The sequence below is a fragment of the Sorangium sp. So ce124 genome, assembly GCF_051525235.1.
GTDB lineage: Bacteria > Myxococcota_A > Polyangia > Polyangiales > Polyangiaceae > Sorangium > Sorangium atrum.
Window position 1 is genome coordinate 78229 of record NZ_CP150312.1, and the last position, 15468, is coordinate 93696.

Annotated in this window: 11 protein-coding genes; 3 read left to right on the forward strand and 8 right to left on the reverse strand. The window is 71.7% G+C overall.

Annotated features, from left to right (window positions below; all coding sequences use genetic code 11):
* The first annotated feature begins 2 nt into the window (after positions 1 to 2).
* Positions 3 to 3335 carry a lamin tail domain-containing protein gene (locus WMF19_RS00305; protein ID WP_437897234.1) on the forward strand — a complete coding sequence of 1111 codons (3333 nt, stop codon included), beginning with the start codon at positions 3 to 5 and terminating at the stop codon, positions 3333 to 3335.
* 170 nt (positions 3336 to 3505) lie between these two features.
* Here the strand turns inward: WMF19_RS00305 and WMF19_RS00310 are convergent, their stop codons facing one another.
* The 6 genes from WMF19_RS00310 to WMF19_RS00335 form a co-directional block, all read right to left on the reverse strand.
* The gene (locus WMF19_RS00310; protein WP_437897235.1) at positions 3506 to 4165 is read right to left on the reverse strand and encodes a hypothetical protein; all 660 of its coding nucleotides are present in this window, start codon (positions 4163 to 4165) and stop codon (positions 3506 to 3508) included.
* Between the two features lie 490 nt (positions 4166 to 4655).
* Positions 4656 to 6362, reverse strand: a complete 1707-nt coding sequence (locus WMF19_RS00315) for an SBBP repeat-containing protein (RefSeq protein ID WP_437897236.1) — start codon at positions 6360 to 6362, stop codon at positions 4656 to 4658.
* Entirely contained in the window at positions 6362 to 7354 is a 993-nt protein-coding gene (locus WMF19_RS00320; RefSeq protein WP_437897237.1) for a tetratricopeptide repeat protein, read from the reverse strand. Before WMF19_RS00320 ends, WMF19_RS00315 begins: the two co-directional genes overlap by 1 nt.
* Positions 7355 to 7362: 8 nt before the next feature.
* Complete coding sequence (locus tag WMF19_RS00325; protein ID WP_437897238.1) at positions 7363 to 8880, reverse strand: protein kinase domain-containing protein; 1518 nt, start codon at positions 8878 to 8880, stop codon at positions 7363 to 7365.
* Positions 8881 to 9154: 274 nt separating this feature from the next.
* Positions 9155 to 10510, reverse strand: a complete 1356-nt coding sequence (locus WMF19_RS00330) for a cyclic nucleotide-binding domain-containing protein (RefSeq protein WP_437897239.1) — start codon at positions 10508 to 10510, stop codon at positions 9155 to 9157.
* 113 nt (positions 10511 to 10623) lie between these two features.
* On the reverse strand, positions 10624 to 11298 hold the full coding sequence (locus WMF19_RS00335) for a dienelactone hydrolase family protein (protein WP_272097112.1): 675 nt from the start codon (positions 11296 to 11298) through the stop codon (positions 10624 to 10626).
* A 376-nt stretch (positions 11299 to 11674) separates the two neighbouring features.
* Here WMF19_RS00335 and WMF19_RS00340 point away from each other — a divergent pair, with 376 nt between their 5' ends.
* Positions 11675 to 12415 (forward strand): hypothetical protein, encoded by a 741-nt coding sequence (locus WMF19_RS00340; RefSeq protein WP_437326922.1) that lies wholly within the window; start codon positions 11675 to 11677, stop codon positions 12413 to 12415.
* Between the two features lie 85 nt (positions 12416 to 12500).
* Here the strand turns inward: WMF19_RS00340 and WMF19_RS00345 are convergent, their stop codons facing one another.
* Both WMF19_RS00345 and WMF19_RS00350 read right to left on the reverse strand, forming a co-directional pair.
* The gene (locus tag WMF19_RS00345; RefSeq protein ID WP_437897240.1) at positions 12501 to 13565 is read right to left on the reverse strand and encodes a PLP-dependent aminotransferase family protein; all 1065 of its coding nucleotides are present in this window, start codon (positions 13563 to 13565) and stop codon (positions 12501 to 12503) included.
* Positions 13566 to 14069: 504 nt separating this feature from the next.
* A complete protein-coding gene (locus WMF19_RS00350) occupies positions 14070 to 14516 on the reverse strand; it encodes a cellulose binding domain-containing protein (protein WP_437897241.1) in 447 nt (148 codons plus the stop codon).
* A gap of 82 nt (positions 14517 to 14598) precedes the next feature.
* Here WMF19_RS00350 and WMF19_RS00355 point away from each other — a divergent pair, with 82 nt between their 5' ends.
* Positions 14599 to 15369: a hypothetical protein gene (locus WMF19_RS00355; RefSeq protein ID WP_437897242.1), complete on the forward strand. Its 771-nt coding sequence runs from the start codon at positions 14599 to 14601 to the stop codon at positions 15367 to 15369.
* The last annotated feature ends 99 nt before the right edge of the window (positions 15370 to 15468 follow it).

Below are 15468 nucleotides of genomic sequence, written 5' to 3' on the forward strand. Positions count from 1 at the left end.
GCATGCCTCACAGCTCGGCGCGCTTCGCGCGGCGGATGGCCGTGCACGTGGTCCTTTTGCTCTTCAATGGCTGCGGGCGCGACGCCGCGGGCGTTCGCTTCGGCGTCTGCGGCGACGGCGTGGTCGACGAGGGCGAGGCGTGCGACGACGGCTCTGCCACGGAGGGCGACGGCTGCTCGCCGACGTGCCAGCGCGAGGAGCCAGCGGCGCCCCGCTGCGGCGACGGCGCGCTCGACCCGGGCGAGGCGTGTGACGACGGCGACACGGCGGCCGGGGACGGCTGCTCGGCGGCGTGCGAGATCGAGGTGCCCCCGCGCTGCGGCGACGGCGCCCTCGATCCGGGGGAGCAGTGCGACGACGGGAACGTCGCGACGGGCGACGGCTGCGAGATCGATTGCACGAAGACGCCGGCCGAGGAGACCGTCTGCGAGGAGCTTTCGCCGCTCCCGCAGGGGACGTGCGAGGTGGTCGCCGGCGCGGGCGCGACGCTGATCCGGGGCGTCGTGCTGGCCCCGGGCAGGGTGTACCGGGGCGGGCGGGTGCTCGTGGACGAGCGGGGCGCGATCGCGTGCGTCGGCTGCGATTGCGAGGCGGCGGGCGCGACGGAGATCACGTGCCCCACCGGCGTCGTCTCCCCGGCGCTCATCAACACGCACGATCACATCACGTACACGCAGAACAGCCCGTATACCCCGACCGAGGAGCGCTATGAGCACCGCCACGACTGGCGCACCGGCAACAACAAGCACACGAGGATCGACACGCCCGGCATGGCGAGCCAGGCGCAGATCCGCTGGGGCGAGCTCCGCTTCCTGATGGGCGGCGCGACCTCGATCGTCGGCTCGGGGAGCGCGCCAGGGCTCCTCAGGAACCTGGACCGGGCCGACCAGGAGGGCCTGGGCCAGAAGGCGGTCCATTTCGATACGTTCCCGCTCGACGACACGGGCGGCCGCGAGATCGTGAGCGGCTGCGGCTACTCGGCCGACATGGTGGCGGGGGAGGACGTCGAGGGGGAGGACGCCTATTGCCCGCATGTCGCCGAGGGGATCGAGGCGTCGGCGCGCAACGAGTTCGTCTGCCTGAAGACAAAGCCGAACGACGTGCTCGAGCCGCAGAGCGCGTTCATCCACGGGATCGGCCTGACCGCGCCCGACTACGCGGCGATGGCGGCGGAGGGCACGGCGCTCATCTGGTCTCCCCGCTCCAACATCACGCTCTACGGCGACACCGCCGTGGTCACCGCCGCCGCCCGCCTCGGGGTGCAGATCGCGCTCGGCACCGACTGGATCGCGACCGGGTCGATGAACCTCCTGCGGGAGCTCCGGTGCGCGGCGGCGCTCAACGAGACGTACTACGATGGCTTCTTCACCGACGAGGAGCTGTGGAGGATGGTCACCGGGAGCGCCGCCGCTGTCACCGCGACGGACGACGTGATCGGCGCGCTGTCCACGGGGAAGGTCGCCGACATCGCGATCTTCGACGGCAGAGAGCGCGAGAGCCACCGCGCTGTCGTCGCCGCCGATCCCGAGGACGTCGTCCTCGTGATGCGCGGCGGAAAGGTCCTGTACGGCGACGCGGCCGTGGTGTCCGCGGTCCGGGGCCCGAACGCGTGCGACGCGGTCGAGGTGTGCGGCGCGTCGAAGCAGGTCTGTCTGCAGGACGAGATCGGGATGACGCTGGAGGACCTCGAGCGGCAGGCGGGCGAGATCTATCCGGCCTTCTTCTGCGGCGAGCCCGAGCGCGAGCCGCTCTGCACCCCGTCGCGCGCGGAGAGCGCGCCCCGGAACGCCTCGGTGAACGGCTCGACCGTCTACACCGGGCAGCCGACGGACGCGGATCTCGACGGCGACGGCATCGAGAACGGCGCGGACGATTGCCCGAGCGTCTTCAACCCGATCCGGCCGCTCGACAACGGGGTCCAGGCCGACTTCGACGGCGACGGCGACGGCGACGCCTGCGACGCGTGCCCGCTCGACGCGGGCAGCTCGCTCTGCTCGCCGCCGGACCCGAACGACGCCGACAACGACGGCATCGAGAACGGCGCGGACGACTGCCCGAGCCTCCAGAACCCCGATCAGGCCGACGCGGACGGCGACGGCAAGGGCGACCCGTGCGATCTGTGCCCGGACCAGGCGAACGCAGGGGCCCTGGGCTGCACGGTGGCGATCTACGATATCAAGGACGGCACGCGCGCGGAGGGCGAGACGGTGGCCCTGGAGGACGTGCTCGTGACCGGGAAGCACGCGAGCGGCTTCTTCGTCCAGGCGAAGCCAGGCGACCCGGGGTACGCGGGGCCGGCGTACTCCGGCGTCTACGTGTACAGCCCGCAGAACACCGTGCTGGTCGGCGATCGCGTGCGGATCCCGAGCGCGGTGATCGCGAGTTACTTCGGGCAGATCCAGCTCGGGTCCGCCGTGGTCGAGGTGATCGCGTCGCTCGGCGAGGCGGCGCCGCCCCCGGAGCTCGTCGCGCCGGCCGACATCGCGACGGGCGGCGCGCGCGCTGCCGCGCTCGAGGGGGTCCTCGTCGAGGTGGAGGACGTCACGGTGATCGGGCTCGATACGATAGTTCATGAGTTCGTCGTCACAGGCGATCTGTGCGTGGACGACCTCCTCTACCGGTCGAGCCCCTTCCCGGCGGAAGGCCAGCATTTCGCGAGCATCCGCGGCATCCTCACCCACCGGAACGACGACTCGAAGATCGAGCCACGCGGCGTCGAGGACCTCGTGACGACCCTCGGGGCGGAGGCCGCGACGGCAGGGCTCGTGATCAACGAGGTGGATTATGATCAGCCGGGCGGCGATGGGGCCGAGTTCATCGAGATCTACAATGGTACCGGCGCGCCCGTGGATCTCACGGGCCATGCGCTCGTGCTGGTCGATGGATCCAGCGGCGCGCCCTCCGCCTACAGGACGCTCGATCTGAGCTCCGCCGGCACGCTCGCGGCTGGCCAGTACCTCGTCGTCGGCAGCACGGCGGTGGTCGGCACCGACACCATGCCTGGCGTCGTGGCGAAAGGTGCGGTGACGATCGCGTTCCCGGGCGCGCAGACCGACCGGATGCAGAACGGGGCTTCCGACGGGATCGCGCTGATGAACACCATGACAGGGGCCGTGATCGACGCGCTCTCCTACGAGGGGAGCATCACCGCCGTCACGATCGGGAGCGCCAGCGTGAGCCTCGTCGAAGGCGACGCGTTGCCGGCCACCGTGGCGGACGGCGGCACGGCGGCTGGCTCGCTCTGCCGCCTGCCCGACGGGAGGGACACGAACCAGGCCGCCGCCGACTGGGCGCTCTCCGCGACGATCACCCCTGGTGCGGCGAACGTGCCGTGAGCCCCGGCCGAGGCGCTGCGCCGCGCTCCTCAGCGCAGCGCGCCTCGGCGGCCCGCCGTTCGCCCAGCGCCGCCGCGCGGTCCACGCCGCGCTCGCCGGTGTCTTCGTTCTGTCGGCTGTGTCTGGAGAAGACAGGGAGAATCAAGGAGGGATGAGGCGTGAGCGGGCGCTCACAGGCAGCCGCAGAGCGGGTCGCCCGCCTTGCACACGCACTTTCCGCCCTTCTTGGCCGGCGCCGCCGCGCTGGCGCCCCGCACCGCCGCGCTGGCGCCCCGGGCCGCCTTGCCGGACGTCGCCGCTCGGCCGCGGAGGGTTGCCGCTCCCTTGACGGTCGGCGTCTTCGCGTCGGCCACGTCATCACCCTCGGCCAGCGCCTTGGTCGCCGCCGTCGCCTTGTAATCGGCGAACGCTTTCTGCGCCTTCTCGGCGTCGCTCTTGGCGGCATCGAGCGCGAGGGTAAGCTCGGTGATCTTCCGGTTGCGCTCGTCGAGCTGGAGGTTGAGCTGCGCGATCCTGTCCTGCTCGGCGACCCGGGCGGCCACCGCCTCGGCCTGACCCGCCTCGGCTTCCTTCACCTTGCCGGCGAAGGTGGTCACCGCGACCGCGGCCACGGCCGCCACGACCAGACCCATCCAGAACGCGAACCGACCCCGCCGCTTCTGCCGCACGCCCTGGGCGATCGCCTCGAGCTCGCGCTCGAGGTCCCCCGAGCCCGACATGGGCGGCACGCTGGCCGCCACCGGCGCGATGCTGGCGGGCCCTCTCGTCCCCTGGGTGTACGTGGCAGGGGCCTGGTAGAGCCCTCCCGGGCTTTGTTGCGTGTTCCTCATCGCGCGCGACCTCCTCCTGCGTGAGCCATTCCTCCTCTAAGCAAGTGGGGGGGCCTCCTGGCAAGTGTGGTGCCAGGTGAGCTCGCCTTGCGCTGGCACCGTGTGCATCGTCCGTGAAGCAAACAGCGGTGCAAAGCGAGGACTCCCACCGCAAAGCGATGGCTCACGCCGCGAAACGTGGACTCTCACCGCAAAACGAGGACTCACGAGGTGCTCCGGAGGCGAGTCGCGCGAGATCCGGGTGGATCACTCGTTCTGGTGCATGGACGGCTCACCGGACCTCGATGCGTCCCCTGGTCCAACGGAGGTCCTGCTCCACGCGCCGGCAACACGGTGCTGCCGGCGCGGAGGGAGGGCCGCCTCCGGGCAGCGACCGGAAGCGCCCCATCGAGCCAACGATTCCGGCCACTTGCGGCCGTAGTCCGGCCACTGCCGCGCCTCCGCGGGATCCGGTGACGCGAGCGCCTCGTCGCGAGGTGGCTGCCGGCCGTCAGGGCTGCAGTTTGGCGACGAAGGCGTCGGGGCCCCCGGTGTTCATCAGGGGCTCCCCCCCGAGATCGATCCTGCCGCTGAAGCTGCCCGTCAGCGCGATGGCTCCCAGCTCATCCACGGCGACGGCCCGGGCGCGCTGCTCCGACGCGTCGCCGAACGATTTGGCCCAGACCGTATCGCCGTTCGGAGCGAGCTTCGCGAAGAAGGCGTCGTTGCCGCCGAGGGACTGGAGCTTCGGGCTCGGGGCGCCGAAGTCGATGGCGCTCTCGAACTCTCCGACAACGATGACATTGCCCGCCTGGTCGACCGCCACCCCCAGCGCCTTCTGATCTCGGGCGTCCCCGTACAGACGGTTCCAGAGGTGCTTGCCCTCCGCGTTGAAGGCGGCGACGACCGCGTCGTTTCCTCCGGCGTATCTCCGCGGCGCTCCGTCGAAATTGATCGTTCCCCCGGTGCTCCCTGCGACGACGATGTCCCCCTTCGCGTCCACCGCGACCGCCGTGAATTCCTGGCTCATGGTGTCGCCGAACATCTTGGCCCAGAGCGGCGTCCCGCTCCCGTCGAGCTTCGCAATGAAGGCGTCGTCGCCCTGCGCAGTGAGGAGCGTCGTCCCGAAGTACACCCTGCCTGCGATGCGGCCGACCAGGACCACGCCTCCGTCGGGCGTGACGGCAGCGTCGTTCGCGACCTCAGCTGTCGTATCGCCGAAGTTCGTGCTCCAGGCGAGGTTCCCGAGGGCGTCCATCTTCACGACGAAGATGTCCTCTCCACCCTTGCTCGTCAGGTGGTCCCCGCCCACCCGCCGCCCGCCCAGCACGTCGGCCGAGTCGGTGAAACTGCCAGCGACGACGATGTTGTCGTTCGAATCCACCGCGAGCCCGTAAACTCTATCGACGCTCGGACCGGCGATCGTCTTGATCCAGTCCAGGCCGCCAATCGCGTCGAGCTTCGCCACGAACACGTCCGAGCTGCCTGCGCTCGTGAGCGACGCCCCGTCGAAGTTAATTGTGTTTTCGAAGGTCCCGGCCAGGATCACGCCGCCGTTCTTGTCGAGCGCCACGCGAGTGGAAAAATCCGAGCCGTTCCCCCCGAACGCCTTCGACCACCCCCTCGCGCCGCCGGGACCGAGCTGGACGACGAAGCCGTCGTACGCTCCCTGGCTGCCGACGGACGCTCCCTGGCTGCCGACGGAATCCAGGCTGGTGCTGAAGGCACCCGCGACAAGGATGTGTCCTTCCCTGTCGAACGTGACGTCAACCCCGCTCTGGTCGCCGTTCCCTCCGAGCTTGGCGCTCCAGTCGTGCGCTCCGATGCACGCCGCCACGCCGTCGCAGCTCTCGTCGTTCTCCTTCGTCGTACAGCCCTCGGCCGTGGGGACCACCTCGCCGTCGCACGAGCCGCCGCGCAGGCAGCCTTCCTTGCACTCGCCGACCCCCTTGGTCGCTTCGGGGCCTGTATAACAAGGCGTGCAGGGCTCGTTGCCGCCCGCGCCTCCCGCGCCGCCCGTGCCTCCCGCGGCGCCCGCGCCGCCCGCGCCGCCCGTGCCGCCCGCGCCTCCCGCGGCGCCCACACCGCCCATCCCCCCTTGCGCGGCGCCGCCGCCGCTGATGGCGCCCGGCACGAGCACGCCCTCGTCGAAGCACCCGCCCAGCGCGCCGGCCAGGCCGACCGCGCCGCCAAGGATCATGAAGCCGTTGCGTTTCATCAAAACACCCCCGCGATCCCGGCACCCCACGGCGATATCCATGGACGGACCGCTGCGCCCTTGGGCTTCGCCGCCGCCGACGGTGCGGTGAGGAGCAGCGCGACGCCGCCCGCGGCGAGCGCCCCGCCCACGATGAACGCCGGCGCAGGGACGAGGCGCATGTCGTTGTACGAGCCCAGCTTCTCGCGCGTCTTCGGCGTGTCCGGGCACACGACGTCCTCGGTGCACCCGAGGTCGATCAGCTCGCCGCGCAGCGCGCTCGTGATGCCGAACGTGACGCCACCGGCCACGAGCGCCGCGGCGCCCGTGCCGACGGCGGTCCAGCCGAGCACGCGCTGCGTGGTCCCCGGCGCCGGGCCGGCAGGCGGGGGGAGGACGATGGGCGGGCGGACACCGACGGGGAACTCGAGCGCGACCGCCGCCTCCTGCCGCTCCTGGAGCGCGACCTCCCGCCGGACGACACGCCCCGTCCACACGGCCTCGACGACGTGCTTGCCAGGATCGACAGGCTGGCTGACCCCCACCAGCGCCGGCGGCATCGGCTTACCGTCGATGGTGATCTGCACCTCGCGCTCCGGGGCGCCGCGCACCCCAACAGCGAGCCTGGGGATTCGTGGCTTGAGATCGTCGTACGCTTTCCCTGCGTCGGCGACAGCGGCCTTGAAGACGTCGCTTGCCGAGGCATCGAGCGAGGTGCGGCTCACTTGCAGGTAGCGCTCGGAGGCCTCGATGAGGCGCCCGAGCTGCTCGAGGCACCGCGCGGCATAGAGGTCGATCGTCGGCGCCTGGATCAGCTGGTCCGCGCGCCCGAACTTGTCGAGCGCCGCCGCATACTGGCCCTTGTCGAAGAGGTCGAGGCCCTCCTCGGCGAGGGCCCGGGCGGCGTTCATGGTGGCGGGGTCGACGTCGGCCGCCCGCGCGGTGGCCACGAGCGCGAGCGCGAGCGCGAACGCGATGGTGGCGGTGCCCGAGACGCTCGATCGCGCGCGCATTCGTCTCCTCAGAAGCCGAGGCGGTCGGACCTGGGGCGCGTCGCGCTGGAGGCCGCGGGCGGGGCCGCGGACCTGGGCCGCGGCGAGGAGGACGCGGCCTTGCCCGGGCGAGCGGGCGCCGCCCGGGCCGAGGAGGCGGCCGCGGCCGGAGCGCTGGCATCCAGCGCGGAGCCGGCGCGGGGCGCGGGCGTCGAGGTCGCCGCGGCCGTCGTGTCCTGGGAAGGCGCGAGCTCCGGCGCCCCCCTGGGCGAATTCGCTTCCGCCGGCGGATTGTTCGCCGGGACGACGACAGGCGGTGTCTCGAGCGTCCCCGGCGGCGAGGCCGCGCCGGACGGCGGCGCGTGCGGGATCGGGTCGTCGCCGAGCGCGCGCCAGCCGATGAAGAGCACCCCGCAGAGGACCGAAGCCGCGAGGCCGAGCGCGACGGCCGGGACCGGGATCCTGCGGCGAGGCCTCGAGTCGGCCCCCGCCTCGTCGTAGAGGCCCGGCCGCGAGGCCACGCTCCCACCCGGCGAGACGGAGAGCGGGGAGGTCGAGATCGGCGGACCGGAGAGCGGCGCGGCGGAGAGCGGCGCGGCGGACATCGGCGGGACGGAGGGCGACGCGGTGCCCGCGCCCCCGGGGATCGAGCTCACCGAGGCGCGCCCGCCCTCCTGCGCGTCGCTGGGCGGCAAGAGCGCGTCGCGCAGCGCGTCGACCATCGCCGTCGCCGAGGCGAACCGCCCGTTCGGGTCACGGCTGCACGCCTGCATGAACCACTCGTCGAACGCCGGCGGCACGGGCACAGAGGCCACCTTCGAGGGGACAGGCAGCGGATCACTGCATATCTCGAGGATCATCGCGCCAGGCGCCTCGGCCGTGATCGCCGCCCGGCCGCACACGCACTCGAACGCGATCACCCCGAGCGCCCACAGGTCCGACCGGTAATCGACGGTCGCGCCCTGCGCCTGCTCAGGGCTCATGTACGGCAGCGTCCCGATCAGCACGCCCGCCTGCGTCCCGATGCCCTCTTTGCCGGACATGCGCGTCTTGGCGACGCCGAAATCGAGGACCTTGGCCACCTCCCGGTCGTCGTCGAGGGCGAGGAAGATGTTGTCGGGCTTGAGGTCGCGGTGGACGATGCCGGCGTCGTGGGCCTTGCGCACGGCGCGCGCGACGTCGGCGAAGATGCGCGCCGTATCGGCCGGCTCGAGCGCGCCGACACGCTCGAGCCGGTGCGCGAGGTCCTCGCCCTCGAGGAGCTCCATCGCGATGAAGGGGACGTCGTTCTCGACGCCGTGATCGAGGATCTGCACGACGTTCGGGCTGCGGAGCGCCGCCGCCGCCTGCGCCTCCTGGTAGAAGCGCGCGCGGACCGTCTCGTCCTTCGCATACAGAGGCCCGAGCATCTTGATCGCGACCGGCGAGCCCAGCGTGAGATCGTCCGCGCGCCAGACGGTGCCCATGCTGCCCGAGCTGAGGGGGCGGAGCAGCCGATATCGGCCGACCAGCACCTGTCCCTCCAGCGCGAACGCGTTCGTCGTCATTGTCGCAGGACCTGTGATGCGAGCGTGGCCTTCCCTACGCTGGTGGTTGTTCAGTGCCGGTCAACAACAACGGATAGACTGAAAGTCTACGGGGCGTGGCGCGGAGCGTCAATCGGTGCACCCGCCGCGTGCTCGCGGGACGTCGCTAGAGCACCGAACAGGTTGAAACGCCGCGCGAGAGAGAGTTTGAACCACAGAGACACAGAAGCGACAACAACAAAACCTCCGCACATCCGTGGTTCGTTTCGTCAATTTTTTCGATCGGATCGGTACCCTAGATCAACACGAAGTCCTCGGCCACGGAGACCTCCTCGGCCATGATGCTCGTGGTCTCGTCGTCGCGCTGGACGGCGAGCTTGTAGAGTTGCGCCAGCACGGCCGGGTGATCCTCGACCAGACCCATGAACTCGGTGGCCGGAAGGTACAGCGTCACGGTGGGGTGGACGGCGATCACATCGGCGTTCGCCGCGCGGCGGAGGACCATCGCGATCTCGCCGGCGACGTCGCCGGGGCCGAGCGTCGAGAGCACGAGCGGCTCGACGCGGGCGTCGTCCGCCGCGTCGCGCCGGACGACGGCGACCTCTCCGGAGGCGATGAGGAACAGGCCGGGGGGGCGCTCATCCTGGACGAGCAGCCGCTCGTTCTTCTCGAACGTGCGCGTGCGGAACCGCTTCACGAGCGCGGGCCTGTCGGCCTCGGGCACGACGCGGAGCACGTCGCTCATCCGGACGAGGTTCTCCACCATGCGGTCCCGGCAGTAGGCCGCGAGCTCCAGGCCGACCTCGGGCTCGCGCTGCGCGATGTCGTCGATCGCGTCGCGCTTCACCTCGAGCACGATGGAGGGCCGCGTGGCGACGACGCTCCCGGTGCGTGGGGCCCGAGAGAGCAGCGCCATCTCGCCGAACATGGCGCCGTTCGTGAGCCGGGCGAGGAGGATCTCCTCGTCCACGCGCCGGCGCCGCGCCTCGAGCTCCCCGCGCGCGACGAAGTAGGCCTCGCTGCGCGCGGCGCCCTGCTCGATCACGGTCGCCCCCGCCGCCACCCAGATGGGCGTGAAGGCGCCGCACAGGGCGCGGAGCGCGTCGCGCCCGACGGACGAGAAGACCGGCTGGGGCGCGATCCCGGGGTGATCGGTCTGGGCGGCCAGCCTGCGCGTGGCGTCGTGGATGATCTCCGTCGCCTTGTTGAGCAGGAGCGCGCCGGTGAGCACGGAGGCGAGCGGCTGGAACGCCTCGGCGGCCGGCAGGGGCGGCGGCGGCGGCGCGCCCTCGCCGAGCCGCGGCGAGTCCCGGCAGAACGCCCCGGCGATCAGGTCGAGCCCGGGCCCGGGATCGCCGCCGAAGCGCTCGCTCTCGCGCGCGGCCGCCACGGCGAGCGGCAGGTTCTCGAGGTCGATCGCGCGGGCGATCGCGGTGGAGCACGCCTCGCGCGCGGCCTCGTGCCGGTTCAGCTCGCCGAGGAGGCGACCGCAGAGGCAGAGCGCCGACGGCATCGTCGGGTCGTGCCGGACCAGCGCAGCGGCCCAGCGCAGCGCGGCGTCCCGCTCTCCCGCGAGCGCAAGCGAGAGCGCTCGGTCGATCGGCGACTCCGCCTGCTGGATCGAGCCCGGGAGTACCGGGGGGAGGGCCATGTAAGCGTGTATATCAGGGTTCCCTGCGCGACGGCAAAGAACGCGCCCGGTCGACGCGCCGCGCGTCCCGCGGAGCCCGGGGGAAGGTCCGCGGCGTCGTGCTCAGCCGATGTTCAGCCGAGGTGCTGCTTCAGGAACGCGATGCTCCGTTCCCACGCGAGCTTGGCGGCCTCGGGGGCATAGACCTCGGGGCGCGTGTCGTTCACGAACGCGTGGTCGGCGTCATAGACGTGGAGCTCCATGGACTGGCCGTGGGCAGCGAGCTCCTTCTGGATCGCCTCGGCGGCGGCCGGCGTCGCCCAGCCGTCGCGCGCGGCGAAGTGGGCGAGGATCGGCGCCTTGACGCGCGCATAGTCGGGCGCGGGGCTCGGGATGCCGTAGAACGGCACCGCGGCCGCGAGCTCGGGGATCGTCGCGGCGGCGGCGAAGCTCAGCGCGCCGCCCATGCAGAACCCGATGACGCCGACCTTGCCGGTCGACCGCTCGTGCGCCGACAGGAAGCGGACGGCGCCGGCGATCTCCGCGAGGGCGCGCGGCTTGTCGAGCTCGACCATCAGCCGGTTGGCCTCGGTGGCATCCTTGGTGGTCTTGCCGTGGTAGAGGTCGGGCGCGAGGGCGATGAACCCGGCATCGGCGAGCCGGTCGAGCAGAGAGCGGATGTGGTCGTTCACACCCCACCACTCCTGGATCAGGACGACGGCAGGTGACTTGTCCCCCTGCTTCGGCCAGACGATCTCGCCGGTCGCCGAGGACCCGTCCTTCGCGGGGAACGAAACCTTTTCGGACATGCGACTCCTCCCTTTCGAGACGGGGATCGGCTGCGCCGTCCGCGTCAGCAACCGGGGATCGGCTTCGCCGTCCCCTTCAACGATCGGGGATCGGCTTCGCCGTCCCCTTCAACGATCGGGGATCGGCTTCGCCGTCCCCTTCAACGATCGGGGATCGGCTTCGCCGTCCCCTTCAACGATCGGGGATCGGCTTCGCCGTCCCCTCCGACGATCGGGGATCGGCTTCGCCGTCCCCTCATGGCGCGGCGCAGGATAACCGCCCCGCGCACGTTGCGTAGCGCAAACTGCCTGGCACGCGCTCCACGCCGGGACGCCGGCGATGTAGATTGACGGCGTGGATGCGTTGGCGGGGCGATGGAGGCGAGCCGTCTCGTCCTTGAAGGAGCTCCGGCTGCGGGTCGCGTACCTGCGGAGCGAGGTGCTGCGGGCCGACCCGCCCTCGGTCGCCCGCGCGCTCGACGACCTCTGCCGCGACGCCGAGCAGGCCAACCCCCTCGCGCGCGACGTGCTGGGCGCCGTCGTGCCTGTCCTCGCGGATCCTGCGCTCTCGGAGCGCGTCGAGCAGCTCCGGGAGCTCGCGTCCTCCCATGCCCTGCTGCCGCTCTCGCGCCTCTTGCGCCGCAAGGCGCGGCGGCCCGAGGCGCAGCCGGCCTCGCCGGCGCCCGACGAGCGGCTCCTCGCCACGTCGAGCGCCGGGCGCGCGCTCACGCTCGGCGAGCGGCGCGCGCTGGCCCGGCGGCCGACCCGCGCGGCCTTCGAAGCCTTGCTCCGGGACCCGCACCCGCTCGTCATCCGCAACCTGCTCGACAACCCGCGCTTGACCGAGGATGACGTCGTCCGCCTCGCGGCGCGGCGCCCGGCGAGCGCGGAGGTCCTGACGGAGATCGCGAAGCACCCCGAGTGGCCGCAGCGCGCGCGGGTGCGCATGGCGATCGTGCAGAACCCGGGCGCGCCGCAGGAGATCGCGGTGCCCATGGTGCGCCTCCTCCTGCGGCCCGAGCTCCTGCGGCTCGCGGCGGCCGCGGACGTGCCCGCGGTCGTCCGGGCCGCGGCGCGGGAGCTGCTCGATCGCCGCCCGCCCGTCCCGCACAAGCCGGGCGGCCCGCTGGCGCAGTGAGAGGCCCACGGCGGCGCCTGCCGAGGCGCTCGGTCAGCGCCTCGACGTGATCGGGGCGCTGGCGTGAATCGGCGCGCTGGCGACGCTACGCGACCTCGGCCCAGCACCGCGCGAGGCGGCGCACGCCCTCGTCGAGGTCCTCGTCGCACGCCACCGAGGAGAAGCAGAGCCGGAGGGCGAACGGGCTCACGGCGCCGTGAGCCCGGAACAGCGAGCCCGGGTCGAAGGCGACGCCGTGCTCGATGGCGGCGGCCAGGAGGAAGGCCTCGTTCGGCTCGGCGTCGGGCTCGACCCAGATCGCGAAGCCGCCGGCGGGGGGGTCGAACCGCCAGCCGGGCAGGTGCCTCCGGAGCGCCCGCTCCATCCGGTCGGCGCGGCGGCCGTAGAACTCCCGCAGGCGAACGAGCCGCTGATCGAAGTCCTCTGTGCGGAGGTAGTCTTCCAGGACGGCCTGCGGCAGGCTGGCTGCCTGCAGGTCGTCGGATTGCTTCAGCTGGAGGATCTCGGCCCGGAGCGAGCGCGGGGGGACGAGCCAGCCGATGCGGAGCCCGGGGCAAAGCGTCTTCGAGAACGTCCCGACGTGGAACACGCGATCGGGCGCCTCGGCGAGGAGCGGTCGCGGGGCGGCGCCGTCAAAGGACAGATCCGCGTACGCATCGTCCTCGATGATGGGCCGGAGGGTCGAGAGGACCCTGGCTCGATCGCTGCGCGACAGCTTGCGTCCACGCGGGTTGGAGACGGCGGGCATGAGGTAATAGGCATCGACGTGGCTGCCGTCATCGACGACCGTCGCGCCGAGCTCCCGGAACAGATCGAGCGCGCCGGGGTAGCTCTCGCGGTCGACGCCGGTCCTGGCGCGCGGTCCGCGGAGCAGCAGCTGCGCGGCGAGGGACACGGCCTGCTGTGCGCCGCTGGTCACGATGACGTCGTCGCGAGCCACCTGGGCGCCGCGCCGGCGCAGCTGCCCGGCGATCCAGGCGCGGAGGTCCTCGTCGCCCTCGGGCCAGCCGTACTGGAGCGCCGGGCAGCTGGGGTTCTGAAGGGCGCGAACGAACGAGGCCGCGAGCTTCGCGCGCGGGAACTCGCCCGGGGCGGGCAGCCCGCCCGCGAAGCTGATGAGCCCAGGCGTGTCCGCGGCCCGCCGCTTCAAGGCGTCGAACGGATCGGGACCGTGTCCGGGCCTCGGCCCGCTCCGCGGCGGATCACGTGAGATCGGGGCCTGCACAGGCCGGGTGCGGGACGACGGGGGAGGACGAGTTGCGCGCGCGTTGGCATCCATAGAGTTCAGGGTCCGAGCGGGGCCATTCAAGGATGGTGCCGCCCGTGCTGCCCGTCTCCAGGCGCAGCGGAAGCGATCGCGTGCCATGGCGGGGCAGAACTCCATGGAAAATTGGTTACATCGCGGCCGCCTGGGACGGGCCTGGGCGTGTAACGGCATGTTGCGGGGTGTGGCGTGCGCGCGCGGCGAGACAGGCTGCCACAGCACACGAGCGGGTGCGCCGAGGTGCCCCTCCGTCGAGGCGCTGGATCGGTGTGAGAGCTGGGCAGGCGAACGAGGGGCGCGGGCGCATCGAGGCGCCGTCGGCCACCGGAGGCGCGTCCGCCGCGGGCAGCCGAGCGCGGCTTTTTGGAGCCGCGAAAGCGTGCGGCCGAGCTAGGGCTCGATACCCCAGGCGAGCTCGCCGGCGCGGTACCCGGTCACCTGCATCGAAGGCGTGAAAGCGGTCGCCGTCGCGCTGAAGGAGTAGTCGTTGGCCTGCGTCAGCTTATCGTAGTTCGCGTTGTAGATGGCAATCTCTGCGTATCCCGAGGTGGCGCCCGGGGCGAGGCTGCCTGTGGCGGATGCGAAGCCGATCTCGAGGTAGTGATCGGCGTCCGTGCCAGACGCTTCGTGAAACGTCCTGATGATGTTGTCGCGCCCACCGGTGACCGACGCGAAGTCGCAGTTGCTCATCAGTGCCGACATGAAACCGTCGGCCGTGAACCAGTAGCGAATCGTGACATCCTGGAGCGGGACGCTCGCACTTCCGGTGTTCTTGACCTGGACCTTGAAGGAGAGAAAGGCGGGGGTGGCGGCGGCGTCTCTCGTGGCGTACTGCACCTCGAGTTCCCCCGTGGGATCGCCGCCGGTGGTGGAGCTTGCGGTAGTGGAGCTCGTGGCGGTACCGCCTCCGGCGCCTGTCGTGCTGCTCGTCGTGGAGCTGGCCGAGCTGCTGGCGGAGGAGCTGGCCGAGCTGCTGGCGGAGGAGCTGACCGAGCTGCTGGCGGAGGAGCTGGCCGAGCTGCTGGCGGAGGAGCTGACCGAGCTGCTTGCGGAGCTGCTCGTCGTTGAGCCCGTGGCGTCCTCACCGCCAGCGCCGCCCAGGCCTCCGGCGCCGCCCGTGCCGTCGGCGCCACCTGAGCCTGCCGAGCCGCTCACCGCTGCGCTCGTGACGGTCCCGCCCGCGCTGGACGAGCCGCCTGTCGCGGAGCCCGTCGTGCCGCTCGCTGTCGTGCTGCTCGTTGCAGACACGGTGGAGCCGGCGCCGGCCGAGCTGGACGACGGCGCTCCACCCGAGCTGGCGCCGCCGGCCCCCGTGCTCTCGCCGTCCAGGCTGGCGCCTTCGGCACATGCCACGAGCGTCAGCAGCGAGATGGCACAGAGCGCGGTGGCTCCGTTCGGCCAGCAGCTCGATCTGTTGACTCGGTTGGCCCGATTACCGCGACTGCCCAGCTGCGGTGGCGCTCCTGCCCTCGTCGACAGCTTCCCCCCGGAACCCCCGATACGAGCTGCTCCAGAGGCCATCTGGCCGAGCAGCGACGCACACCTCACCATCGGTCGCATCTTGAACACCCCTGCGACCGCTCGACCAAATCCGAAGGCCGAACGGAAGGAAGTTGAGGCCAACAGCTTATACGGGACCGTCTGGCATCAGCAAGAGGCTGGCCATGGGAACTTTCTGCCGATGTCGTAGATGATAAGGTATCCGTCTACATGCATTGGCCACAGATCGAGCAGCACCGAACCGCAGAGTCCAAAGATCGCCCCTTCTTCTGAGGCGAAGGTGAAGTCC